Annotated in this window: 27 protein-coding genes; 15 read left to right on the top strand and 12 right to left on the bottom strand. The window is 74.3% G+C overall.

Translation table 11 applies throughout. The features are described from left to right. Window positions 1-27: 27 nt before the first annotated feature. Window positions 28-1347 carry an ABC transporter substrate-binding protein gene (locus H9X71_RS14435; RefSeq protein ID WP_191147694.1) on the bottom strand — a complete coding sequence of 440 codons (1320 nt, stop codon included), beginning with the start codon at window positions 1345-1347 and terminating at the stop codon, window positions 28-30. Window positions 1348-1499: 152 nt separating this feature from the next. Between H9X71_RS14435 and H9X71_RS14440 the strand changes: the two genes are divergently transcribed. Further along, window positions 1500-2510 (top strand): Gfo/Idh/MocA family protein, encoded by a 1011-nt coding sequence (locus tag H9X71_RS14440; RefSeq protein WP_191147695.1) that lies wholly within the window; start codon window positions 1500-1502, stop codon window positions 2508-2510. 81 nt (window positions 2511-2591) lie between these two features. Here H9X71_RS14440 and H9X71_RS14445 read toward each other — a convergent pair whose 3' ends face one another. The 3 genes from H9X71_RS14445 to H9X71_RS14455 form a co-directional block, all read right to left on the bottom strand. Continuing rightward, on the bottom strand, window positions 2592-3767 hold the full coding sequence (locus H9X71_RS14445) for a zinc-dependent alcohol dehydrogenase (protein WP_191147696.1): 1176 nt from the start codon (window positions 3765-3767) through the stop codon (window positions 2592-2594). A gap of 352 nt (window positions 3768-4119) precedes the next feature. Further along, window positions 4120-4446, bottom strand: a complete 327-nt coding sequence (locus tag H9X71_RS14450; protein ID WP_191147697.1) for a hypothetical protein — start codon at window positions 4444-4446, stop codon at window positions 4120-4122. A 162-nt stretch (window positions 4447-4608) separates the two neighbouring features. Continuing rightward, window positions 4609-4932, bottom strand: coding sequence for a DUF7882 family protein (locus H9X71_RS14455; RefSeq protein WP_191147698.1), 324 nt, complete (start codon window positions 4930-4932; stop codon window positions 4609-4611). A gap of 331 nt (window positions 4933-5263) precedes the next feature. Between H9X71_RS14455 and H9X71_RS14460 the strand changes: the two genes are divergently transcribed. From H9X71_RS14460 to H9X71_RS14480, 5 genes are all read left to right on the top strand, one after another. Continuing rightward, entirely contained in the window at window positions 5264-6148 is an 885-nt protein-coding gene (locus tag H9X71_RS14460) for a manganese catalase (protein WP_191147699.1), read from the top strand. A gap of 90 nt (window positions 6149-6238) precedes the next feature. After that, the gene (locus tag H9X71_RS14465) at window positions 6239-7018 is read left to right on the top strand and encodes an MBL fold metallo-hydrolase (RefSeq protein ID WP_213003953.1); all 780 of its coding nucleotides are present in this window, start codon (window positions 6239-6241) and stop codon (window positions 7016-7018) included. Next, entirely contained in the window at window positions 7015-7752 is a 738-nt protein-coding gene (locus tag H9X71_RS14470; protein WP_191147700.1) for a histidine phosphatase family protein, read from the top strand. The genes H9X71_RS14465 and H9X71_RS14470 overlap by 4 nt, the downstream gene beginning before the upstream one ends. Next, window positions 7736-8629 (top strand): NAD(P)H-hydrate dehydratase, encoded by an 894-nt coding sequence (locus H9X71_RS14475; RefSeq protein ID WP_191147701.1) that lies wholly within the window; start codon window positions 7736-7738, stop codon window positions 8627-8629. Before H9X71_RS14470 ends, H9X71_RS14475 begins: the two co-directional genes overlap by 17 nt. Window positions 8630-8723: 94 nt before the next feature. Continuing rightward, window positions 8724-8927: a hypothetical protein gene (locus H9X71_RS14480; protein ID WP_191147702.1), complete on the top strand. Its 204-nt coding sequence runs from the start codon at window positions 8724-8726 to the stop codon at window positions 8925-8927. A 19-nt stretch (window positions 8928-8946) separates the two neighbouring features. Here H9X71_RS14480 and H9X71_RS14485 read toward each other — a convergent pair whose 3' ends face one another. Next, window positions 8947-9162, bottom strand: coding sequence for a hypothetical protein (locus tag H9X71_RS14485; RefSeq protein WP_204569440.1), 216 nt, complete (start codon window positions 9160-9162; stop codon window positions 8947-8949). A 111-nt stretch (window positions 9163-9273) separates the two neighbouring features. On the opposite strand from H9X71_RS14485, the gene deoC reads away from it, so the two are divergent. Next, window positions 9274-9996, top strand: coding sequence for a deoxyribose-phosphate aldolase (gene deoC / locus H9X71_RS14490; protein WP_191147704.1), 723 nt, complete (start codon window positions 9274-9276; stop codon window positions 9994-9996). Then, window positions 9996-11291 carry a M18 family aminopeptidase gene (locus tag H9X71_RS14495; protein WP_191147705.1) on the top strand — a complete coding sequence of 432 codons (1296 nt, stop codon included), beginning with the start codon at window positions 9996-9998 and terminating at the stop codon, window positions 11289-11291. Before deoC ends, H9X71_RS14495 begins: the two co-directional genes overlap by 1 nt. Before the next feature lie 72 nt (window positions 11292-11363). Here the strand turns inward: H9X71_RS14495 and H9X71_RS14500 are convergent, their stop codons facing one another. After that, window positions 11364-12143, bottom strand: coding sequence for a DUF305 domain-containing protein (locus H9X71_RS14500; protein ID WP_191147706.1), 780 nt, complete (start codon window positions 12141-12143; stop codon window positions 11364-11366). A gap of 56 nt (window positions 12144-12199) precedes the next feature. Between H9X71_RS14500 and H9X71_RS14505 the strand changes: the two genes are divergently transcribed. From H9X71_RS14505 to H9X71_RS14515, 3 genes are all read left to right on the top strand, one after another. Beyond that, a complete protein-coding gene (locus H9X71_RS14505) occupies window positions 12200-12853 on the top strand; it encodes a dienelactone hydrolase family protein (protein ID WP_191147707.1) in 654 nt (217 codons plus the stop codon). Between the two features lie 97 nt (window positions 12854-12950). Then, on the top strand, window positions 12951-13370 hold the full coding sequence (locus tag H9X71_RS14510; protein WP_191147708.1) for a DUF4383 domain-containing protein: 420 nt from the start codon (window positions 12951-12953) through the stop codon (window positions 13368-13370). 116 nt (window positions 13371-13486) lie between these two features. Next, the gene (locus tag H9X71_RS14515; protein ID WP_191147709.1) at window positions 13487-14170 is read left to right on the top strand and encodes a hypothetical protein; all 684 of its coding nucleotides are present in this window, start codon (window positions 13487-13489) and stop codon (window positions 14168-14170) included. 35 nt (window positions 14171-14205) lie between these two features. Here the strand turns inward: H9X71_RS14515 and H9X71_RS14520 are convergent, their stop codons facing one another. Further along, complete coding sequence (locus H9X71_RS14520; protein WP_191147710.1) at window positions 14206-15507, bottom strand: ATP-dependent DNA helicase; 1302 nt, start codon at window positions 15505-15507, stop codon at window positions 14206-14208. 134 nt (window positions 15508-15641) lie between these two features. Between H9X71_RS14520 and H9X71_RS14525 the strand changes: the two genes are divergently transcribed. Together H9X71_RS14525 and H9X71_RS14530 are read left to right on the top strand one after the other, a co-directional pair. Beyond that, on the top strand, window positions 15642-16661 hold the full coding sequence (locus H9X71_RS14525) for a hypothetical protein (protein ID WP_191147711.1): 1020 nt from the start codon (window positions 15642-15644) through the stop codon (window positions 16659-16661). Between the two features lie 112 nt (window positions 16662-16773). After that, window positions 16774-17196, top strand: a complete 423-nt coding sequence (locus H9X71_RS14530; protein ID WP_191147712.1) for a VOC family protein — start codon at window positions 16774-16776, stop codon at window positions 17194-17196. A gap of 18 nt (window positions 17197-17214) precedes the next feature. Here H9X71_RS14530 and H9X71_RS14535 read toward each other — a convergent pair whose 3' ends face one another. From H9X71_RS14535 to H9X71_RS14545, 3 genes are read right to left on the bottom strand one after another with little or no spacing between them, the layout of a single operon-like run. Further along, window positions 17215-18075, bottom strand: coding sequence for an ABC transporter ATP-binding protein (locus H9X71_RS14535; RefSeq protein WP_244961950.1), 861 nt, complete (start codon window positions 18073-18075; stop codon window positions 17215-17217). 19 nt (window positions 18076-18094) lie between these two features. Continuing rightward, window positions 18095-19159, bottom strand: coding sequence for a FecCD family ABC transporter permease (locus H9X71_RS14540; RefSeq protein ID WP_191147713.1), 1065 nt, complete (start codon window positions 19157-19159; stop codon window positions 18095-18097). Beyond that, window positions 19156-20214: a FecCD family ABC transporter permease gene (locus H9X71_RS14545; protein WP_191147714.1), complete on the bottom strand. Its 1059-nt coding sequence runs from the start codon at window positions 20212-20214 to the stop codon at window positions 19156-19158. Before H9X71_RS14545 ends, H9X71_RS14540 begins: the two co-directional genes overlap by 4 nt. 101 nt (window positions 20215-20315) lie before the next feature. On the opposite strand from H9X71_RS14545, the gene H9X71_RS14550 reads away from it, so the two are divergent. Continuing rightward, on the top strand, window positions 20316-21320 hold the full coding sequence (locus H9X71_RS14550) for an iron-siderophore ABC transporter substrate-binding protein (protein ID WP_191147715.1): 1005 nt from the start codon (window positions 20316-20318) through the stop codon (window positions 21318-21320). Between the two features lie 90 nt (window positions 21321-21410). Here the strand turns inward: H9X71_RS14550 and H9X71_RS14555 are convergent, their stop codons facing one another. Next, a complete protein-coding gene (locus H9X71_RS14555; protein WP_086518456.1) occupies window positions 21411-21701 on the bottom strand; it encodes a transcriptional regulator in 291 nt (96 codons plus the stop codon). After that, the gene (locus H9X71_RS14560) at window positions 21694-22377 is read right to left on the bottom strand and encodes a hypothetical protein (RefSeq protein ID WP_191147716.1); all 684 of its coding nucleotides are present in this window, start codon (window positions 22375-22377) and stop codon (window positions 21694-21696) included. The genes H9X71_RS14555 and H9X71_RS14560 overlap by 8 nt, the downstream gene beginning before the upstream one ends. Before the next feature lie 160 nt (window positions 22378-22537). Between H9X71_RS14560 and H9X71_RS14565 the strand changes: the two genes are divergently transcribed. After that, window positions 22538-23200, top strand: coding sequence for a DUF998 domain-containing protein (locus H9X71_RS14565; RefSeq protein WP_191147717.1), 663 nt, complete (start codon window positions 22538-22540; stop codon window positions 23198-23200). The last annotated feature ends 25 nt before the right edge of the window (window positions 23201-23225 follow it).

Genomic DNA, 23225 nt, shown 5'->3' on the forward strand with positions numbered 1-23225 from the left:
GGACGGCCCTCGCGGGCCGCCCGGCTCCTACTCCTCGACCAGCTGGCCGAGCAGGGTGATGGCGTCGGCCCAGGACTTCTTCCCGTCGGCCTTGCCGGCGTCGAGCGCCTGGATGGACGGGCCGAAGACCTGCTCCTGGATCACCGAGTCGTCGGGTCCCTTGAACTGGGCCTCGACGCCCTCGGCGCGCGCGGCGAGCATCGTGCCGAGCGGGGCCTCGTTGAAGAACGCGGTCAGCTCGCTCGTGCCGGTCACGCCCTCGGAGGTCTGCGCCTCGACGGTGCTCGGGAAGGGCCCGGCCGCCTGGAACGCGGAGGACTGCTGTGCCGGCTCGGTGAGCCAGGCCGCGAGCTCCGCGGCCTCGGCCGGGTGCTTCGACGTGGTGGGGACGGTCAGGAACGACCCGCCCCAGTTCGCCGCGCCGCCGGGGAAGACGTCCGCGAAGTCCCAGCCGGTCGAGGCGTCGCCGCCCGCGGACTCGGTCTGGCCCTTGACGACGCCGAGCATCCACGCGGGGCAGACGAAGGTCGCGAAGGACCCGTCGGTGAAGGCCTTGCCGCCGCCCCAGTCCCACGCGGTCTGCGCGTCGGAGAGGCCGGCCTCGGCGCCGTCAGCGACCTTGCCCCAGAGGGCCTCGAGGTCGGAGTTGCCCTCGACGTTGAGCTTCCCGTCCTCCGTGTAGTAGCCCTCGGGCTGCTGGTTCACCATGGCGTTCCAGATGAAGCCGGACTGGTCGTAGAAGGCCTTGCCGGTCTTCTCGCGGTACTGCTTCCCGACCTCGAAGTACTGGTCCCAGGTCGCGTCCTCGCCGCCGAACAGCGCGGCGACCTCGGTGCGTTCGGTGGGGAGCCCCGCCTCGCCGAACAGCTTCGCGTTGTAGCAGAGGCCCTCCGGCCCGATGTCGGTGCCGTAGCCGATGACGCGGCCCTCGGGATCCGTCGCCTGCTGGTACTTCCAGGGGACCCAGCGGTCCTTGACGTCCTCGATGCCGTGGTCGCGGAGGTCGGTGAAGGAGTCGGAGACCTGCATGACCTTGCTCAGCCAGCCCTCCTCGACCGCCTGCACGTCGGGGAGCCCCGCCCCGGACGCCTGCTTGGTCTGCCAGTCGATGAGGGCGTTGCCGCCCGTGTCGATGTTGGTGGCCTTGATGGTGATGCCGGGGTGCGTCTTCTCGTACTCGGCGTAGAGGTCGTCGAACCCCATGGCGTTGAACGTGGTGACGGTGAGCGTGATGTCGTCGCCCCCGGATCCGGAGCCGGAGGAGCCGCCGCTGCATCCGGTCGCGAGGAGGGCGATCACCGCGGCTCCGGCGATGCCGGCCGCCGTGCGCGTTCGTGCTGTCTTCATCGAAGGTCACTCCCTTGTGCCTGGTCGAGCGTCGGTGCTCCCGCTGTAAGAGCGCTCTCACGCCGTCCGGCAGACCATATGCGGCGCTTTTCGGTCGTGTCAACCCTGCGGCGAACTTCCGTGGAAGCGCTCTCACAACGTAGGCTCGCCTCATGTCGACGATGACGCCGCACCCCGCCGCCCACGAGGACCCGGACGCCCGCCCCCTCCGCTTCGGCGTGATCGGCGCCGCAGGCATCGCCCGCTCGGTCGTCCCCGACATGCAGCTCGTGCCCGGCGTCGAGGTCGTCGCCGTGCACTCCCGCACGCGCGCCAGCGCCGAGGAGCTGGCCTCGGCGTGCGGCATCCCGCGGATCCACGACACCCTCGAGGCGCTCCTCGCCGACCCCGAGGTGGACGCCGTCTACGTCGCCACCCCGCACACGCTCCACCGCGCGCAGGCCGAGGCGGCGCTCCGGGCCGGCAAGCACGTCGTCTGCGAGAAGCCCGCGACCACCACGGCCGCCGACACGCGCGCGCTCGTCGAGATCGCCCGCGCCGAGGGCCTGCTGCTCCTCGAGGCGCTCTGGATGGCCTTCTCCCCCGGCTACCTCGCGGTGCAGGAGGCGATCGCCGCGGGCCGCATCGGGGATCCGCGCGCCATCTCCGTGGCCTTCGGCTTCGTCACCGAGGAGGGGAAGGGGCGCCTCTGGGACCCGGAGGTCGGCGGCGGCACGCTCCTCGACATGGGCGTCTACCCGCTCGCGTTCGCGCACGGCCTGTTCGGCACGCCGTCCTCGGTCGCCGCGGTCGGCACGGTCGTCGAGGGCGGCGTCGACACGGAGGTCGCGATCCTGCTGGGCTGGCCCGACGGACGCCACGCGACGCTCGCCTGCTCGCTCGTCGCCGCGCTGCCGCTGGGCGCGACCGTCAGCGGCACGGCCGGCCGCATCGAGGTGGATCCGCTGTTCCTCGCCTCCCCCGGCCTCGCGATCGTGCCCGCCGACGGGGATCCCGAGCGCCGGGAGCACGCGATCGAGGGCCGCGGCTACGTGCCCATGTTCCGCGCCGCGCGCGATGCGATCCGCACGGGCGCCGTCGAGTGCGCCGAGATGCCGCACGCGGAGTCGATCGCCCTCGCCGAGCTGATGGACGGGATCCTCGCGGAGGTCGGCGCCCGCTGACGCCGAGCGCGCTCCGCGCCCCGCGCACGACGACGGCCGCGCCCCCGAGGGGACGCGGCCGACGTCGAGCGAGCCGGGAGGCTACGGCTTCAGCACCACCTTGATGCAGCCGTCCTCCTTCTTCTGGAAGATCTCGTACATGTGCGCGGCCTCGCTGAGGGGCGCGGTGTGCGTGACGAGGTCCATGACGCCGAGCGGGTCGGCGGGGTCCTCGACGAGGGGCAGCAGGTCCTGGATCCAGTGCTGGACGTTGCACTGGCCCATGCGGATCGCGATCTGCTTGTCGAAGAGCGACTTCATGGGCATCGGGTCGGCCTCGCCGCCGTAGACGCCGCTGATGGAGACGGTGCCGCCGCGGCGGACCGCGTCGAACGCCGTGTGCAGGGCCGCGAGGCGGTCGACGCTCGCGGTGTCCATGACCTTCTTGGCGATGCCGTCGGGCAGGAGGCCCGCGGCCTTCTGGGCGAACGACGCGGCGGGGCTGCCGTGCGCCTCCATGCCGACGGCCTCGACCATGGCGTCCGGTCCGCGGCCGTCGGTGAGCGCGCGCAGCCGGTCGGCCACGTCGTCGGTGAGGTCGAGCGTCTCGATGCCGTGGCGCTTCGCCATCTCGCGGCGCTCGGGCACGGGGTCCACCGCGATGACGCGGTAGCCGAGGTGCTTCCCGATGCGGGCCGCGAACTGGCCGACGGGGCCGAGGCCCATGACGCCGAGCGTGCCGCCCTCGGGCACGTTCGCGTACTGGACGCCCTGCCAGGCCGTGGGGAGGATGTCGCTGAGGAAGAGGTAGCGCTCGTCCGGGAGCTCGCCGTCGACGACGATCGCGTTGACGTCGGCGAGCGGCATGCGGAGGCGCTCGGCCTGGCCGCCGGGGATGGAGCCGTACAGCTCGCTGAAGCCGTAGAGCGCGGCGCCGCTGCCCTGCGACTTCACCTGCGTGGTCTCGCACTGCGTGAACAGGCCCCGGTCGCACATGAAGCAGTCGTGGCACGCGATGACGAACGGCACGACGACGCGGTCGCCGACCTTGAGCTTCGTGACGGCGCTGCCGACCTGCTCGACGACGCCCATGTTCTCGTGGCCGAGCACGTCGTCCTTGTCGAGGAACGGGCCGAAGACCTCGTAGAGGTGGAGGTCGGATCCGCAGATGGCGGTCGACGTGATGCGGATCACGGCGTCGGTGTCGTGCTCGATGCGCGGGTCCTCGACGTCCTTGACCTCCACGTCGTGGATGCCCTGCCAGGTGAGTGCCTTCATGGTGCTCCTTCGTTCTCGGGCGCCGGGCCCTCGTGGGGACCGACGCTCGTCCACACAACGCCCTCCGGCGCTGGCCGCCAAGCGAAGGACAGGCGGCGTCCAGGCAGCGCGGGCACCCGGGCGCGGCGGGGCGGGCCGCGCAGACGATCCGCCCCGTGAGCCGGCCGTCCACGACACGGCCGATCCGGGGCGGATCTGGAGGGCCTGGAACGGCGGTCCGGACTGCATAGGAGGACTCTCGACAACCCTCAAGCGCCCGAGCCCGCGACGGCCTCGTGGTCAGAGTGTGGTCCACAGGTGGGGAAATGCCCAGGGGGTTGACTCCGCTCCCGGCGGATGCACGGCGAAGGGGTCAGACGTCCCAGCCGTGGGTGCGCTGCACCATGCGGAGGGCCTCGGCGGCCTCGTCCTCGCCGAACGGCATGCGGTCCCAGTGGATGCCCGCCGTCGAGATCCAGCCCAGCTCGGTGAGGGCGGCGGCCAGGTCCTCGACGTAGAGCGCGACCGCGTCGCCCGTGCCGCGGATCGCGTCGCCGGAGATGGACCAGCCGAAGTAGCCCGAGATGAAGCGCGCCTGCTCCGTCGCGCTGCGGACGTGCTCCCGCGCGCAGGCGGGGAGCGACTCGCTCGCGGAGGACTGGACCAGATCGCCCATGTCGTCGGCGCCCGTGTCGTGCATCGCGTCCCTCTCCCGGGCGACGCCCGCGCGCGACCCGGGACCAAAGATGCCAGGCGCACGCACGCCGCCCCAATGCGCGGGAAGGGGGTTGACACCGGGAGGACTTACACCGTATGCCGGGCGGGGACGCGCCGGGCAGCGGGGCCGATCAGCGCCGGCGGGTCAGCGCGCGTCGTCGCGCGGCTCGTCCTCGGGGGGCTCGCGCATGATCAGCAGGCCGCCGGGGCTGTTCGCCGTGGTCATGAGCGCGTCGACCCACTTGCGGTTGATGGGCGGCACGCGGCTGCCGTGGTACTTGAACACGAGGGGCAGCGAATTGTGCATCCAGATGGTGGTGCGCCCGTCGCCGACCTCGACGTCGTCGCGCCAGGAGAAGTAGAAGGCCTCGCCGCGGCGCAGCTTCGCGCCGATGACGAGCTGCAGGTGCGCGAGCAGGCGGTCGTCGAACTCCGCCGTCAGCGTCGAGTCGTACTTGAACGTGCCCATGATCGATCTCGTGTCCCCCTCGTGACCTCTCGTGCCCCGCGCTGACGGTGGAGGGGGCAGGAGTGCGGCGCTGAGCTTCGGCCGTGCCCGTCCACTATGCCAGCGATGCCGCCGAGTGTCGGCCTGCGCGGGAGGCGGTTGCGCATGTGGTAGGGGGAACGGCCGGGGGAGGAGGCGACGCGATCGCCTGCGCGGGGGATCCGACGCGCCCGAGCGGACGCGCGCGTGCGTGTCAAGGGGGTAGGCGGTCCCGGGTCGCCGGCGAACGCTCGACGGAGTCGCGGACGGTCCGGCCCGCGATGCGAAGACGAGATGACGACGAGAGGTCCCCATGTTCTTCCACAAGCAGGAGCTGCAGCACGACGCCACCCCCGACAAGCCCGACCCCATCTACGCGCGCCACCTCCAGGAGGTGCTCGGCGGCCAGTACGGCGAGATCTCCGTCGCCATGCAGTACGGCTTCCAGTCCTGGAACTCGAAGCTCCCCGGCAAGTACCGCGACATGCTCTACGGCATCGGCGCCGAGGAGTTCGGCCACGTCGAGATGCTCGCGATCATGATCGCCAAGCTGCTCGAGACCGCGCCCGTCGAGGCGACCGAGGAGGCGATGAAGGACCCGACCCTCGCGGCGGTCATCGGCGGCATGGACATCCAGCACGCCATCGTCGCCGGCGCCGGCGCGCGCCCCGTCGACAGCAACGGCAACCCGTGGCAGGGCTCCTTCATCACCTGCAGCGGCAACCTGCTCGCCGACTTCACGGCCAACGCCAACGCCGAGATGCAGGGGCGGATCCAGGCCGCCCGGCTCTACCACATGACCGACGACCACGGCGTGAAGGACCTCCTGTCCTTCCTCATCGCCCGCGACACGATGCACCAGAACCAGTGGACCGCCGCGATCGCCGAGCTCCGCGCGGAAGGCACGGAGGACCTGCCGGTCCCGAGCGACTTCCCGATCGAGCTGGAGGACCGCGAGGTCTCGTACCAGTACCTCAACTTCTCGGACGGCCCCGCGGCCGCCGAGGGCTCCTGGGCGTCGGGCCCGACCCCCGACGGCAAGGGCACCTTCACGTACCACGACGGCCCGACCACCACCGCGCCGATGCCGGCGCCGCCCGTCGGCAACCCGCTCCTCCACGGCACCATCCCGCCGAAGGACCCGGGCATCCTGAAGAAGGCGGCAGGCGCCGTCAAGGACGCCGTCACCCCCGAGTGATCCGCGTCGCATGACCCGGCGGCCGGCCCTCACGGGGTCGGCCGCCGACCCGCGTCCGCACGGACGCGGGCCCCCGAGCGAGAGGACCGCATGATCCGCACCGGCACCCCACCCCACCCCGCGTCCCCCGTGCTCACGCGCGACGTGGCGCCGGGAGTCCACCTGCTCGCGCACGCCCACGTGAACATGTACCTCGTCGAGGGCGACGACGGGATCACGCTGGTCGACACCGCGTTCCCCGACACCTGGCCGCACCTGCTGCAGGCCCTCGCCGCCCTCGGTCGGACGCCCGACGACGTGCGCGCGATCGTGCTGACCCACGGGCACTGGGACCACGTCGGATCCGCCGCGCGCGCCGCCCGCGAGCTCGGCGCGCCGGTGCACGTGCACCCCGACGACGCGCACCTCGCCCGCCACCCCTACTCCTACCGCCGCGAGCGCACGCCCTTCGTCTACCCGCTCCGCTACGGCCGGGCGATCCCCGTGGTCGCCGCCATGGCCGCCGCCGGCGCCCTGCGCGTCGAGGGCGTGGACGCCGTGACCGACATCGCCGCCGGGCCGCTCGACGTGCCCGGCCGGCCCGTCGCGATCCCCACCCCCGGCCACACCGACGGGCACGTCGCGCTGCACCTCCCCGACCGGGACGCGCTGATCACGGGCGACGCCCTCGTGACGCTCGACCCGTACACGGGCCGCACCGGCTGCCGCATCGTCGCGGGCGCCGCCACCGCCGACAGCGGGCGCGCGCTGCGCTCGCTCGCCGCGCTCGAGGGGACGGACGCGCGCATCGTGCTGCCGGGGCACGGCGCGCCCTGGCGCAACGGGATCCGCTCCGCCGTCTCCGCCGCGCGCTCGGCGGGGCCGTCGTGACGGGTCTCACGGAGCTCTGGCTCGTGCGGCACGGCGAGAGCACGGCGAACGTCGCCGCGAGCCGGGCCGACCGCGACGGCGCGGAGGTGATCCACGTGGACCACCGGGATCCGGACGTGCCCCTCTCCGACACCGGCACGGCCCAGGCGCGCGCCCTCGGCCGGTGGTTGGCGAGCCGGTCGGACGTGCCGACGGCCGTGTGGTCGTCGCACTACCTGCGGGCGCGGAGCACGGCGGCGGTCGCGCTGGCCGAGGCGGGCATCGCCGCGGAGATCCGGGCGGACGAGCGCCTGCGCGACCGCGAGCTCGGGATCCTCGACCTCCTCACCTCCCGCGGCGTCGCCGCACGCCACCCCGACGAGGACGCCCGGCGCCGCTGGCTCGGGAAGCTCTCCTACCGGCCGCCCGGCGGGGAGTCGTGGGCGGACGTCGCGCTGCGGATCCGCTCCTTCCTGCAGGACCCCGAGGTCGAGGCCGCCGACGGCCGCGCCCTCATCACCACGCACGACGCCGTGGTGATGCTCTTCCTCTACGTCGGCCTCGGGCTCTCCGAGGCCGAGCTGCTGGCCTTCCAGTCGCAGCACACCGTGGCGAACGCGTCCGTCACGATCCTCGAGCGGTCCGCCCCGCGCGGCCCGTGGACCCTCCGGACCTTCTCGGCCACGGAGCACCTCGACGGGCAGGGCGCGCCCGTCACCGAGCACGGAGGGGAACCCGATGACCGAGGACGATGACGCACGGCCCGAGGCACCGGCCGAGGTCGTGACGCCCGCGGGCCTGCGCGACTGGGCGCTGCCCGAGGCGACCGGATCCAAGTACGGCCGCGGCCAGGTCGTCGTCGTCGGCGGGGCCCTCCGCTCCCCCGGCGCGGCCATGATCTCCGGGCTCGCGGCGCTGCGGGTCGGCGCCGGCCGGCTCACGCTCGCGGTCGGCGCGTCCGTCGCCACGCAGGTCGCGGTCGCCGTGCCCGAGAGCGGCGTGGTGCCGCTCGAGGAGACGGACGGCGGGCACGTGCGCGGGGCGGGGATCCGCGCGGCCGAGGACGACATCGCCTCCGCCGACGCCGTGCTCGTCGGCCCCGGGCTCGACGACGCGGACGAGGCCGAGCGCATGGTGCGCCTGCTCGCGACGCTGGTGTCCGACGACGCCGTCGTGGTCCTCGACGCCTTCGCGCTCGGGGTCCTGCCCGCGTGCCGCGAGTCCGCCGGGCACCTGGCCGGGCGGCTCGTCCTCACGCCCAACTCGTCCGAGGCGGAGCGGCTGCTCGGGCGCGAGGCGGGGGACGACGCCGTGGCCGACGCCCGCGAGATCGCGCGCGGGTACGCGGCCGTGGTGTCGATGGGCGGCGTGGTCGCGGCGCCCGACGGACGCGCGTGGACCATCGGCGCGGGCGGCAGCGGCCTCGGCACGTCCGGATCCGGCGACGTGCTGGGCGGCGCGGTGGCCGGCCTCTGCGCCCGGGGCGCGGATCCCGCCCAGGCCGCGGTCTGGGCGACGCACGCGCATGCCGCAGCGGGCGACCGGCTCGCCGTGCAGGTGGGTCCGCTCGGCTACCTCGCGAGCGAGCTGCTCCTGGAGCTGCCGCGCGTGCTCGTCGAGCTGGAGGCGTGAACCGGCCCCCTCCCCAGGGCGCGCGCGCTCGGGCGTCCGCTGGGGATCCCGGCCGGGCCCGGTCGCCGCGGCCCGACGGTCGTAGGGTCGGAGCATGACTGATTCGACGTACACCGCACAGCTGGTCGGCCCCGACGGCACGGAGGAGACCGAGGTCGAGTTCCTCAACGGCGAGCCCGTGAAGAGCTTCACGCGCGCCACCTCGCTCAGCGAGGAGGAGGTCGTGTGGGAGCTCGACTCCGACGAGGACGGCTACGTCTACCGTCCCGCGGGAATCCCGGGGGCTGACTACTCCTGATGAGCGAGGGCCCGCGCCCCTAGCTCCAGACGATCGGCAGGCAGCAGAGCACGCTGACGGAGATCGCGCCGAGCGACGCCAAGGTCCATGGCCGGATGGCCGGGTGGAAGAGCCCGACCTTCCCGGCGCCGTGGGCCCGCACGCCCTTGATCGCGCCGATCACCTGGAGCACGAGCCCCACGGCGAGGGCCGCGAGGGCCACGTACAGGAGCGCGGTGGTCGTGCCGTCGGTCATCACCCGTCGAACGCTACCGGCGGGACCGCTCCGCGGCTGGCCCCCGTCCGGCCGGGCCGTCCCGCGGCCCCGCCGTAGGATCGAGGTCCCGCACGACGTGAGGAATCCCGCATGAGCACCAGCCCGTCCACGCCCCAGGCCGACACCGCCGCGATCGCCCGCATCATCGACCACACGCTCCTGAAGCCCGAGGCCACGCGCGACGAGGTCGCCGCGCTGGTCGCCGAGGCGGTCGAGCTCGGCACGTACTCGGTGTGCGTCTCGCCGTCGATGCTCCCGCTCGAGCTGCCCGCGGGATCCGACCTCAAGGTCGCCGTCGTCTGCGGCTTCCCCAGCGGCAAGCACCACAGCGAGGTCAAGGCCGCCGAGGCCGCGCTCTCCGTCCGCCAGGGCGCCGACGAGGTCGACATGGTCATCGACGTGGGAGCCGCCCGCGAGGGCCGCTTCGCCGACGTCGAGGCCGACATCCGCGCCGTGCGCGAGGCCGTGCCCGCTCCCGCCGTGCTCAAGGTGATCATCGAGTCGGCCGCGCTCGACGACGACCAGATCGTCGCCGTCTGCGAGGCCTCCGTCGCCGCGGGGGCCGACTTCGTCAAGACCTCCACGGGCTTCCACCCCACCGGCGGCGCGACCGTGCACGCGGTCGAGCTGATGAGCCGCACCGTCGACGGGAAGGCCGGCGTCAAGGCGTCCGGCGGCATCCGCACGTACGAGGCCGCGGTGCAGATGATCGAGGCCGGCGCCACGCGCCTCGGCGTCTCGGGCAGCGCGGTCGTCCTCGCGGGTCCCGTGCAGACGCCCGAGAACGGCGCGCTCGGATCGAGCGGCTACTGATGCCGGCGGACCGCCGCGCGCACCTCGCCGACCTCGGCCGCTACATCCAGGCCTCCCCCTCCTCGTTCCACGCGGCGGAGGAGGGCGCCCGCCGGCTCGAGGCCGCGGGCTTCACCCGGCTCGACGAGCGCGACGCCTGGCCCACGGGCGCCGGCCGGCGCCTCATCGTCCGCGACGGCGCGCTCCTCGCGTGGATCCAGCCCGCCGGCGCCCGCACCACCACGCCCTTCCGCGTGCTCGGCGCCCACACCGACTCCCCCGGCTTCAAGCTCAAGCCGAAGCCGACCATCGGATCTGACGGCTGGGTGCAGGCCGGCGTCGAGGTCTACGGCGGCCCGCTCCTCAACTCCTGGCTCGACCGCGACCTCGAGCTGGCCGGCCGCCTCGTGACGCGCGACGGCACCCGCCACCTCGTCCGCACCGGCCCGCTGCTGCGCTTCCCGCAGCTCGCCGTGCACCTCGACCGTGGGGTGAACACCGAGGGCCTCCGCCTGGATCCGCAGCGCCACATGTCGCCGGTCCTCGGCACCGGCTCCCCCGCCGACGCCGACGTGCTCGGCCACCTGGCCGGCCTCGCGGGGCTCGCGGCCGACGACGTGCTCGGCTACGACGTGGGCGTCGCCGACACCCAGGCGCCCGGATCGCTCGGCCTCGACGGCGAGCTGTTCGCCGCCGGCCGCATGGACAACCTCAGCTCCGTGCACGCGGGCCTCGCCGCCCTGCTCGAGCTCGCGGCCACTGCGGACACGAACCCGGACGCGCCCATCGCGGTGCTCGCCGCCTTCGACCACGAGGAGGTCGGATCCGCGACCGCCTCGGGCGCCGCCGGCCCGATCCTCGAGGACGTCCTCGGCCGCATCTCCGCCGGCCTGGGCGCCTCCTCCGAGGAGCGCCGCCGCGCGTTCGCCGCGTCCTGGTGCCTCTCCGCGGACGCCGGCCACGCCGTCCACCCGAACTACGGGGAACGCCACGACCCCGCCAACCGGCCGGTGCCGAACGGCGGGCCGCTGCTCAAGATCAACGCGAACCAGCGCTACGCGACCGACGGCGTGGGCGCGCGCGAGTGGGCGCTGGCCTGCGAGCGCGCCGGCGTGCCGTACCAGGAGTTCGTCTCCAGCAACGCGGTGCCGTGCGGCTCGACCATCGGCCCCATCACGGCCACGCGCCTCGGGATCCGCACGGTCGACGTCGGCATCCCGCTGCTCTCGATGCACTCCGCCCGCGAGCTGTGCGGCGCCGACGACCCGGGGCACCTCGCCGCCGCGGCCGCCGCGTTCCTCCGCCCGGCCGGCTGACCCGGGGCGATCCCGCCCCGCACGACGGAGGGCCCGGCGCCATGCGCGCCGGGCCCTCCGTCGTGCTCGGGATCAGCCGCCGTACGAGGCGAGCAGCGCCCGCATCTTGGTCAGCTGCATCCCCTGCGCCGACGACATCGCCTCGGCGATGCCGATCGCCTCCGTGGAGGTGCCGAGCTGCGACTCCCCGTCCGCCATCTCGATGGCGGCCTGGTGCCTCGCGATCATGCCCTGCAGGAACAGCCGGGCGGCGTCCACGCCGGTCGCGGCGCGCAGGGCCTGCAGCTCGGAGTCGAAGGCGGCGTCGCTCATCTCCTCGGTCTCGGCGCGGGATGCGGACCCGCCCTCGACCCCGGTCCCGTCGTCGCTGCCGGTGCCGCTGTCGGCACCCGATGCGGCGCCGGTGCCGCCCTCACCCGCAGCCCCGCTGCCGCCCTCCTCGCCGCTGCCGGCGCTGACGCCGCCGGCCTCCTCGCGGTCCTCGGTGCCGTTCGCGCCGGATCCGCCCTCCTCGGCGGCCCAGCCCTCGGCGAGCTGCGCGAGCTGCCTGGCCTGCGGTCCCTGCTCGTCGCGGATCTGCACGGCGAGCTCCTCCGCCTCCTGCGGCAGGCCCTGCACCTGGAGGGCGGCCTCGGCGAGCTCCACGGATCCGGCGGCCTGGTCGCCCATCTCCTCGGCGAACGACAGGTCGGCGCGGTTCCAGCCCTGGGACTCCGTCTCGCCGGGCTCGGCCGCGTCGGCGCTGGCGCGGGCGGCGTCCTCCGGGGTGCGCGGCGGCGTCGAGCAGGCGGCGAGCCCGGCGACGAGGACGAAGGCGGTCGTGGCGGCGGCGAGGCGGTGACGGTATCCCATGCGACGATCCTCCTCCACGGCGCGGCCGGCGACCGACCTCCCGATAGGTTCTCCCCATGCCCGAGATCGTCGACCTGCCGCACCCCGGCGTCACCCTCGAGTTCGGCGAGCCCGGCAGCCCCGTGGTCGTCCTCGTCCACGACGACCACGGCCGCCTCCCCTGGCTCGACCAGTACGCGCTCGCGCTCGCCCGCGCCGGCTTCCACGTGCTCGTGCCGGACCTCTACGACGGCCGCGCCACGCTCGACGACGAGCTCGCCGCGGGCCTCGCCGCCCAGCTCGACGTGGGCTTCGCCCTCGGCACCCTCCGCGACGGCATCGACTCGGCGCGCGCCCGCGGATCCGAGCGCGTCGGCCTCGTCGGCTTCGCCCCCGGCGGCTGGCTCGCGCTCCTCGAGGCGCAGGACGGCGGCGCGGACGCCGTGGTCGCCTACTGCGCGAGCCTCGGGCCCGAGGAGCACGGCGTCATCCCGTGCGCGGTGCTGCTCCACCTCGCGGAGCACGACGAGTGGATCGACGACCAGCGCCCCGAGGCCTTCATCGGCCGCCTGCGCGAGCACGGCACCCCCGTCACCGCCCACACCTACCCCGGCACGCTCCCCGTGTTCCCCGACGCGAGCCTCCGCGACCGCTTCGATCCGGACGCCGCGGCCCTCGCGTACCGGCGCACGGAGGCGTTCCTCGCGGAGCATCTGGGAATCGGGCCCTGATCCAGTAGCGCGAACGCACCAATCCGGGCGCGTAGGCGGTACGAATGTAGAGAGCCTGGGAGAACCCCGGCTCTTCCCTACCAGTGGAGGCACCACCATGAGCTCGTCCCCGAACCGCCTGCTCGGCACCGTCTTCGGCGCCGTCTATGTCCTCGTCGGCCTTCTCGGCTTCCTGTTCCCGCCGTCCAGCGGCGGCTTCTTCTCCGATCAGGGCGGCCTGCTGCTCGGGATCTTCATGGTGAACCCGTTCCACAACGTGGCGCACCTCCTCATCGGCGCGGCCCTCCTCATCGGCGGCCTCTCCAGCGTCGCGTCGGCCAAGGCCGTGAACTCGGTCGTCGGGTTCGCGTACCTCGCGCTCGGCATCGTCGGCTTCTTCCTCGTGAACACCGACTTCAACATCCTCGCGCTGAACACCGCGGACCACTTCCTGCACCTCGGCAGCGCCGTCGTGCTGCTGATCGTGGGCCTCGGCGCCGAGAAGGGCGTCCGCAACCGCGCCGCCCGCGCCGCCTAGGCACCGCACCGCCGCCGCGCCGCTGCACCGGGCGCGTCACGCATCACCGCACGACAGCACCGCAGCACCACAGCACCGCACCACCGCGGCGCCCGGGACGACGAAGGGACCAGCACGTGTCACTGCTCATCCGCCACTGGCTGGCCCTCGCCGCCCTGGGCGCCGCGCTCATCCACCTGGCCGTCGGCGCGGGATCCCCGCCCGCGGTCATGGCGGCCCTCCTCGTCATCGGCGTCGCCGAGGGCGCGTGGGCCGTCGCCGTGCTCCGCTCGGACCGCCTGCCCGCCGCGTCGTGGGCCGTCGTCGGCGCGCTCGTGCCGGTCGCCGGCTGGGCGCTCCTCGTCACCGCCGCGGTCGTCATGTCGGCGCCCGGCATCACCAGCGGCCTCCCCGCGATCCCCATGCTCGCCGCGACCCTGCTCGACCTCGTCGTCGCCGCGGTCGTCGGCCGCCACCTGCGCTCCCGCGCCGAGTCCGAGGCCGAGGCGGTCTGCACGGCCGTCGAGGCGTCCCTCCCGGCCGACATCGCCCTCGTCGGATCCGGCGCCCCGCGCCCGTCCGCCGTCGCGAGCCCGCCCGCCGCCGCATCCGCCATCGTCCCCGCTCCCGCCGCCGGGACCGTCGAGCCCGAGGCCACGGGCGGCCGCTACCTCGTCGGCGTCCTCGTGGGCGCGTTCGTCGTCGCCGGGCTCGTCACGCCGGCCCTCTCGCTCACGCACGCCGGCGAGTTCGCCGTGCCCCACGGGCAGCACAGCACCCTCGACCTCGACGGCATCGAGGGCGAGCACGGCGGCCACTGAGCCGGCGTCGCCGCCACCAGACGCCCGCCGTGGGATCAGCCGGCGGGCGTGACCGCCGGGGTCACCCGGATCCGCGTCGCCTCGCTCATGAACCGCCGCACGTTCTCGTCGACGATGATGTCGGCCGGCCGCAGCGGCCGCGTGAGGTACAGGCCGTCGATGTCGGTGATCCGGCTGAGCGCCACGTACGTCTGCCCGGGGCTGAACACGCGCGCGCCGAGGTCGACGATCGCCCGCTCGTAGGTCTTGCCCTGCGACTTGTGGATGGTGACCGCCCACGCCAGCCGCAGCGGGAACTGCGTGAAGTCGGCCACGACGTCGCGCCGCAGCTGCTTCGTGGTGGGCGAGTACGAGTACTTGTGCTTCTCCCACGTGACCGGCTCGACCTCGTGCACGACGCCGTCGAGCTCGACGTACACGTTCGTGTCGATGCGCGTGACGACGCCCACGGATCCGTTCACCCAGCGCTGGTCGGCGTCGTTGCGGAGGAACATCACCTGCGCGCCGATCTTGAGGTCGAGCTTCTCGTCGGCCGGGTAGGTGCGGCCGCCGAAGTCGCCCGTGACGTCGGCGGTGGCGGTGAGCGAGCGGCCGGGCAGGCGCTTGAGGGCCTCGGCGTTGATCCGGTTCACCGTGTCGTTGCGCGTGGCCAGCGTGATGGCCCCGTCGGTCGGCGCCGGCCGGGCGCCCGCCGCGTTGAGGACGCCCGCGATCTCCGCCGTGACGCGTCCGTGGCGCACGGCGTTCAGCATCTCCTTGAACGCCTCCTCGTGCTGCCGATGGATCTCGGTGAGCTCGTAGATGCGGAGCTGCGCCTCCTGCCACACGTTCGCGTCGAAGAACCACATGGAGCGGTAGCGGTCGGCGAAGTAGGCGCGCTCGTCGCCGTCGCCGGGCACGGGGGCCAGCTGGTACGGATCCCCGAAGAGCACCACCTGCACGCCGCCGAACGGCACGTCCTTCTTGTGGCGGGCCTGGCGGAGGCTGCGGTCGATGGCGTCCACGAGGTCGGCGTTGACCATGGAGACCTCGTCGATGACAAGCGTGTCGATGGTGTTGAGCAGCTTCCGCAGCTCGCCCGTCTGCTCGATCTCCTCGTCGGCGATGACCCCGATGGGCAGCTTGAACAGCGAGTGGATGGTCTGCCCGCCGACGTTCAGCGCGGCGACGCCCGTGGGCGCGCAGATGACGATCTGCTTCTCGGTGTTCCACGACAGGTGCGTGAGGAGGGTCGACTTGCCGGTGCCGGCGCGGCCCGTGACGAAGATGTGGTCGCGCGTGCCCTCGATGGCCTGGAAGACGGCGGCCTGCTCCGGGGAGAGGGGGACCGTGCTCACGCGGGGCTCCTGGCGGGTCGGGGACTTGAGGATGCGCGGGACGGCGGCGCCCGGCGCCGCGCGGATGCGCACTCGAATCTACCCCGGCGCCCGCCGCCGGGAGGCCCCGATGCCCCGCCCGTAGGATGATCCGCATGCCGAGCCCCGCCGTCGACGCGCGCGCGGAGCTCCGCCGGGCCGTCGTCGTGTGGTCGCTGCTCGCCGCCCTCCTCCTCGGCGCGTTCCTCGGCACGGTCGGCTCGCTCAACCAGGGCACCCTCAGCGCCCACGGCTTCGTGCGCACCTACCTCGACGCGCTGGCCCGCGAGGACAGCCGCGACGCCCTCGCGACACCCGGCGTCGTGCTGCCCGACGAGGGCAGCCGCGCCCTCCTCGACGCGCGCGCCCTGCCGGGCCTCGACGACGTGCGCCTGGTGTCCGACGAGCCCGCGGGCGACGGCGAGCGCGCGGTCACGTACGCGTACACGCTGCCGTCGGGGCCCGGATCCACCGAGTTCCGCGTGCGCGAGCGCCCGGCCGCGCTCGGCCTCTTCGCCCGGTGGGAGTTCGCGACGAGCCCGGTCGCGGCGGTCGACCTCGAGCTGCGGCACGCGTCGACCTTCACGGCCAACGGGCTGCCGGTGCAGGCGACGGCCGGCGGCGCGGCGGCCGCGGGCGGAGGATCCGCGTACCTCGTGCTCGCGCCCGGCTCGCTCACGCTCGACCACGCCTCCGAGCACCTCCAGGCCGAGGACGCGGAGGTCGCGGTCACGGAGCCCGGCAGCGTCGTCCCGGCGCGCGTCGACGCCGAGCCCACGCCCGAGCTCGTCGACTCCGTACGGTCGGAGGTCGAGGCGTACCTGACGGAGTGCACGACGCAGTCCGTGCTCTACCCGTCCGGCTGCCCGTTCGGGAAGTCGATCCGCGACCGGATCACCGCGCCGCCCGTGTGGACCATGGCGGCCATGCCCGAGATCGCCCTGCAGCCGGCGAGCGACGACCCGGCCGACCTCGACTGGGTGGTGCCGCCGACGGTCGGCACCGCGCACATCCGGGTGCCCGTCCGCTCCCTCTACGACGGCAGCGTGAAGGACCTCGACGAGGACGTGCCGTTCAGCGTGAGCTGGCGCGTGAGCGTCGACGAGACCGCGGGCGTGCGCATCCAGGGCCTCTAGTCGCCCCGCACCCTCCCCGCGCGTCACGGTGCGGGTCGGCGGCGACCGGGCCAGGATCGGGACGCAACAGGGTCGCCGCGACCGCGGGGCCCGTCACCCGAGGAGCATCCCCATGTCCGCGATCATGAACCCGTACCTGTCCTTCCGCGACCAGGCGGCGCAGGCGCTCGGCTTCTACCAGGGGATCTTCGGCGGCGAGGTCGAGACGACCACCTTCGGCGAGGGCGGCATGGCCCAGGATCCGGCCGAGGCCGGCAAGGTCATGCACGGCCAGCTGACCTCGGGCGCGGGCTTCGTGCTCATGGCGTCGGACACGCCGGCGTCGATGGGCGTGCCGAGCGGATCCTCCATCAGCCTCTCGCTCTCGGGCGACGAGGAGCCCGTGCTGCGCGGCTGGTGGGACGCGCTGACGGCCGACGGCACCGTCGTGCTGCCGCTCGAGGTGGCGCCGTGGGGCGACCAGTTCGGCATGTGCACCGACCGGTACGGGATCGACTGGATGGTGTCGATCAGCGCGGCGCCCGCCGCGGGCTGACCCGGCGGTTCCCGGCCGTCAGGCCCAGCGGCCGCCGCGCGGCACGATGAGCGGCGTGTGCGAGACGGGGTCGTCGATCACGAGGCACGGCAGGCCGAAGACCTCCTCGACGAGCTCGGCGGTGACGACGTCGCCCGGCGCTCCCGCCGCGACCACGCGGCCCTCCGCCATCACGATGAGGTGGTCGGCGTAGCGGGCGGCGTGGTTGAGGTCGTGCAGCACGGCGACGATCGTGCTGCCGTCGCGGTGCAGGTCGGCCAGGAGGTCGAGCAGCTCGATCTGGTGGGCGATGTCGAGGAAGGTCGTGGGCTCGTCCAGGAGCAGCACGGGCGTCTGCTGCGCGAGCGCCATCGCGACCCAGACCCGCTGGCGCTGGCCGCCGGAGAGCTCGTCGACGTGGCGGGCGGCGAGGTCGGCGACGCCCGTCGCGGCCATCGCGTCCTGCACGGCGTCCTCGTCGGTCGACGTCCACTGGCGGATGAGGTTCTGGTGCGGGAACCGCCCGCGCGCCACGAGGTCGGCCACCGTGATCCCCTCGGGCGCGATGGCGCTCTGCGGGAGCAGGCCGACGATCCGCGCGACCTCCTTGGCGCGGTACGACCCGAGCGGCCGGTCGTCGAGGAGCACGCCGCCCGAGGTGGGCGCGAGGAGGCGCGCGAGGGCGCGGAGCAGGGTCGACTTGCCGCAGGCGTTGGGGCCGACGATCACCGTGAAGGAGCGGTCGGGCACGGCGACGTCGAGGCCCTCCGAGATCACGCGGCGGTCGTAGGCGAGCGTGACGCCCTCGGCGCGGAGGCGCGGAGCGGTCGGGGCGACTAGGGGCGCGGCGGGTGCCGCGAGCGCGGCGGGTGCGGTGTCGTCCACGGCGGGACCTCCCATCGGGTCGGGGGCGGCGGCGTCAGGCACGGCGGGACGCCTCGCGGATCAGCAGCGCGATCAGGTAGACCCCGCCGACGACGACCGTGACGATCCCCACGGGCACCGTCCCCGGCAGCGCGTGCTGGGCGACGGAGTCGGCGGCGAGCAGCAGCAGGCCGCCCGTCAGCGCGGCCGGCACGAGGGGCAGGCCGGCGCTGCGGGTGAGGCGGCGGGCGATCTGCGGGGCGGCGAGCGCGACGAACGCGATGGGCCCGGACGCCGCCGTCACGATCGCGGTGAGGGCGACGCCGAGGACCAGCAGTGCCAGCCGCGTCGGCTCGGCCCGCACGCCGTGGGCGCGCGCGGCGTCGTCGCCGAGCTCGAGCTGCCGGAGCGGGGCCGAGAGCAGCAGGATCGCCGGCGCGAGCACGAGGAGGGCGACGAACGCGGGGAGGGCGCGGTCCCAGCCGACGAGCGCGAGGGATCCGGCGCCCCAGATCGACGCGGCCATCGCCACCTCGGTGCCCGCCTTCAGCAGCAGGAACGTGTTGACCCCGTGCAGCACGGCCGTGACGGCGATGCCCGTGATGATCAGCCGGAACCCCTGCACGCCGCCGCGGTACGCGAGCAGGTACACGACGAGCGCCGTGCCGAGCCCGCCGGCCAGCGCGCCGATCGCCGTGGGCAGGAAGGCGGCGCCCGCCAGCGTGGTGACGATCAGCGCGCCCGTGTACGAGCCGGTCGAGAAGCCGATGATGTCCGGCGATCCCAGCGGGTTGCGCGTGAGCGACTGGAACACCGCGCCCGCGACCCCCAGCGCGGCACCGAACGCGAGGGCCGCCAGCACGCGCGGCAGGCGCCACTCGAGCACGATGGTCGAGGCGAAGGACCCGTCGGGGAGCACCATCGCGCGGATCACCTCGGGCACCGTGAGCGGGAAGTCCCCGGTGCCGAGCGCCACGAGCGCGACCGCGACGATGACGACGGCGAGCGCCGCACCCACGAGCACCTCCCGGCGCTGGAGGCGCGTGCCCACCACGGGCAGCCGGACGGTGCCGGGGATGCGGGCGGCGGGTCGGCGACCGGCGCGGGCGGGCGCGCTCACAGCGCCGACGCCCTCTGCCGGCGCACGAGCAGGATCAGCACGGGCGCGCCGAGCACGGCCGTCACGATCCCCGCGGGCAGCTCCGCCGGCCGCAGCACGACCCGGCCCACGACGTCGGCCGCGAGCAGCAGCACGGGCGCGAGCACGATCGTGTACGCGAGGATCCAGCGCTGGTCCGGCCCCACGATCCAGCGGGCGATGTGCGGGATCATCAGGCCCACGAACGCGATGGGCCCGGCCATCGCCGTCGCCCCGCCCGCGAGCAGGGTCACCGCGACGACCGCGACCGTCCGCACCACCACCACGTTCGCGCCGAGGGACCGCGCGAGGTCGTCGCCGAGCGCGACCGCGTCGAGGCTCCGGGCGATGAGCGCGGCCAGCAGCACGCCGACCGCGAGGAACGGAGCGACCGGCAGGAGGGCGTCCCAACCGCGGTCCTGCAGCGAGCCCGACTCCCAGGCGCGCATGGCGCTGAACCCCTGCGGGTCGGCCAGCAGCAGGCCCGAGGTGATGCCCGCGAGCACCGCGCCGAGGGCGACGCCGGCGAGCGTGAGGCGCACCGGGTCCCCGCCGCCGCGCCCCGCGGATCCCACCACGTAGACCACGACGGCGGCCACGAGCGCGCCGCCGAAGGCGAACCAGAGGTAACCGCTCACGGCGGTCACGCCGAGGACGCCGGTGGCGACGGCGACCGCGAAGGCCGAGCCGGCGGTGACGCCGAGGATGCCGGGATCCGCCAGCGGGTTCCGCGTGACGGCCTGGATGAGCGCGCCCGCGACCCCGAGCGCGAGGCCGGCGGCCAGGCCGACGAGGGTGCGCGGGATGCGGAGGTCGAGGATCACGACGAGCTCGGCGGCATCGCGCGGCCGGCCGGCGAGCGCGTCGACCACGGCGCCGAGCGGGATGTCGCGCGAGCCGATCGCGATGCTCGCCAGGCACGCCAGCACGAGGGCCGCGAGCGCGAGCAGGAGGCCCGCCGAGCGCGACAGACCGCTCCGCGCCCGGCCCGCGGGGGCGTCGGTGGCGGAGGCGCGCGCGAGGACCCGGAGCGACATGGCCTCGGAAGCCTATCGCGCGTTTAGGTTAGGCTGCCCTTGCCTGACGGGATCCGCACCGACCCGTCACCCTTCGCTCCGCTCCCGAGAGGCCCCGCACCATGAGGTTCCCCACCACCGGCTCCGCGCTCGTCGCGATCACCGTCGCGACGCTCGCCCTCACCGGGTGCAGCGCCGCGTCCGACCCGGGCGCGTCCGCGCCGCCGGCCTCCGGATCCGCGTCCGGCGCCTTCCCCGCCACCGTCGACACGAAGTTCGGCGAGGTGACCGTGCCGAGCGAGCCGACGCGCGTCGTCGCCCTCGGCTGGGGCGACGCGGAGACCGCGCTCGCCCTCGGCGTGCAGCCCGTCGGCGCGTCCGACTGGCTCGGCTTCGGCGAGGACGCCGACGGCGTCGGCCCCTGGGCGCAGGACCTCTACACGGAGGCGCCGCAGCTCATCGAGACGCTCGAGCCCTCCTACGAGGCGATCGCGGCGCTGAAGCCCGACCTCATCCTCGACACCAAGGGCTCCGGCGACCAGGCGCGCTACGACCGCCTCTCGCAGATCGCTCCGACCATCGGCGTGCCCGAGGGCGCCGACAGCTACCTCACCGACATGGAGGACCAGGTCGACATGGTCGCCGAGGCACTCGGCCGCGAGGACCAGGGCGACGCGCTCCTCGAGGCGGTGGACCAGCGCTTCGACGAGGTCGAGGCCGCGCACCCCGACTGGAAGGGCAAGACCGTCACGGCCGCCACCAAGACCAGCGAGGGCTGGGGCGCCTACGTCGAGGGCAGCGAGCGCGTCGCGTTCCTCGAGCGCCTCGGCTTCGCGCAGAGCCCCACCATCGCCGGGATCCCCGCGAACGCCGGCGGCTTCTCGGTGGACGTCTCCTCCGAGCAGCTCGACCTGCTCGACGCCGACGTGATCGTGGCGTTCCCGATCTTCATCGACAAGGCCGTCATCACGGACGACCCGCTGTGGCAGGCGATCCCCGCGGTCGCGGCCGGCCACGCGATCGTGCTCGACGGCGACGTCTCGTCGGCCTACTCCATCGGCACGACGCTCTCCACCGGCTACGCGCTCGACCGGCTCGTGCCGCTGCTGGAGACCGCCACGTCCTGAGCCCGCCCTGCTCCACCGAGGCCCGCCGCGCGCATCGCACGGCGGGCCTCGTCGCGTCCGGCGGCCCCGGCCGGCGGTGACGGCCGCCCGCTACGCGTCGAGCATCTCCGTGAGCGCCCGGCGGTAGTCCTCGAACGCCCGCCGCCCGACCGTCGTGAGCGCCAGGTAGGTCACGGGCTGCCGCCCCTCGTGCGTCTTCCGCACCTCGACGTAGCCGGGGTCCTCGAGCTTCCGCAGGTGCGTCGACAGGTTGCCGGCCGTCATGTCGAGGATCTCCTGGAGCCGCGGGAACGACAGCGCCTCCCCCGCGTCGAGGGTGGCGAGCGACGCGACGATCCGCAGCCGGGCCTGCGCGTGGATCACGGGGTCGAGGTCAGCCAAGGCGGGCTCGCAGCGAGCGGCGGGTGCGCGCTCCGCGCACGGCGACGGCGATCCCCGTCACGAGGTAGGCGCCCCCGCCCACGACGGCCATCACCAGGTAGTTGCCGGGGTAGCCCGCGAAGGGCGCCGCGAGGGCGGCGACCACGAGGATCGAGCCGAGGAGCAGCGACGTGCGCGAGTGGAACAGCGCCGCGGTCGACAGCAGCATCATCCCGGCGACGAACGAGAAGCCCGAGGGGTAGAAGATCGCCAGCGTCTCGTCGGTGGCGCCGTTGAACGCGAGCCCGATGCCGAGCACGTAGACCGACGTCATCGCCACCGACCAGCTGATCCCGTAGACACGCCCCTGCCAGCGCGCCTCGCCCGTGGTCGCCAGGCCCGTCGAGCCGCGGATCCCGAGCACGATGCTCACGACCACGCCGACGCCGATGAGCCCCGCGAAGATCCCGACGGCGACCGGCAGCGGCAGGCTCACCGCGTCGGACCCGTCGATGAGCCACAGCGCCGTGTAGCCGAGGATCCACGCGACGCCCCAGACCACCTCCATGATCCAGACGAACGACGTCTGCGCGTCGACCGCGACCCGCCGCTGGTCCTCCATGAGCGCGTGCATCGCGCGCGGGTCGGGCGCGGGCCCGTCGTCGTCGACCTGGTCCGTGCGCATCGTCGTGTCCATCTCCGCCTCTCCGCGGACGACCCTCGCCCGCCGGGCTCCCGCCCTCGCTACTTTGTAACGCAAAGTGCTTTGCCGTGTCAATGGATGCGGTGATGCCCGCCGCCGTCCGCCATCATCGAGAGGTCGCGCGCCGCCACGGACGCTCGGCGGGAGGAGACCCATGAGCACCCGCCCCGACGCCGTCCCCGCGGCCGCCGGCATCGCCTGGATCGCCGCCGCCGTCGTCTACGTCGGCACCGAGGCCATCGCCGCTTCCGCCTTCCCCGGTTACAGCTACTCCGCCAACTACATCAGCGACCTCGGCGTGCCCGAGGTCGCCGAGTTCCAGGGCCGCACCATCGACTCGCCGCTCGCCGCCGTCATGAACGCGGGCTTCGTCCTCCAGGGCGTCCTCTACCTCGTCGCCGCGGCCATCGCCACGCGCGCCCTCCGCGCCGGCCCGCGCCGCGCGTTCCTCGCCCTCGCGGCCCTGCACGCGGTCGGGATCATCGTGGTCGGCCTCATCCACGGCAGCGCCGCGAGCGACGCGAGCGGCATCGGCTGGCTGCACGTCGTCGGGGCCGGGCTCGCGATCATCTCGGGCAACGTCGCCTCGATCGTGGCGGGCGCCGGCTCCCGCCGCCTCGGCGCACCCCGCGCGTTCCGCGTCGCGAGCGTCGCCCTCGGGGTCGTGGGCCTCGCCGCGCTCGTCGCGCTGCAGTCGCTCGGCGGATCCGACGTCGACGGGATCTGGGAGCGCGGCTCCGTCTACACCGTCACCGCGTGGGAGCTCCTCACGGGCATCGCCGTGCTCGTGGCCGCTCGCCGGGCCCGCGCCGACTGAGGCCCCCGCAGGGGCCGGACGCCGC

The sequence above is a fragment of the Clavibacter zhangzhiyongii genome (genome assembly GCF_014775655.1).
Lineage (GTDB): Bacteria > Actinomycetota > Actinomycetes > Actinomycetales > Microbacteriaceae > Clavibacter > Clavibacter zhangzhiyongii.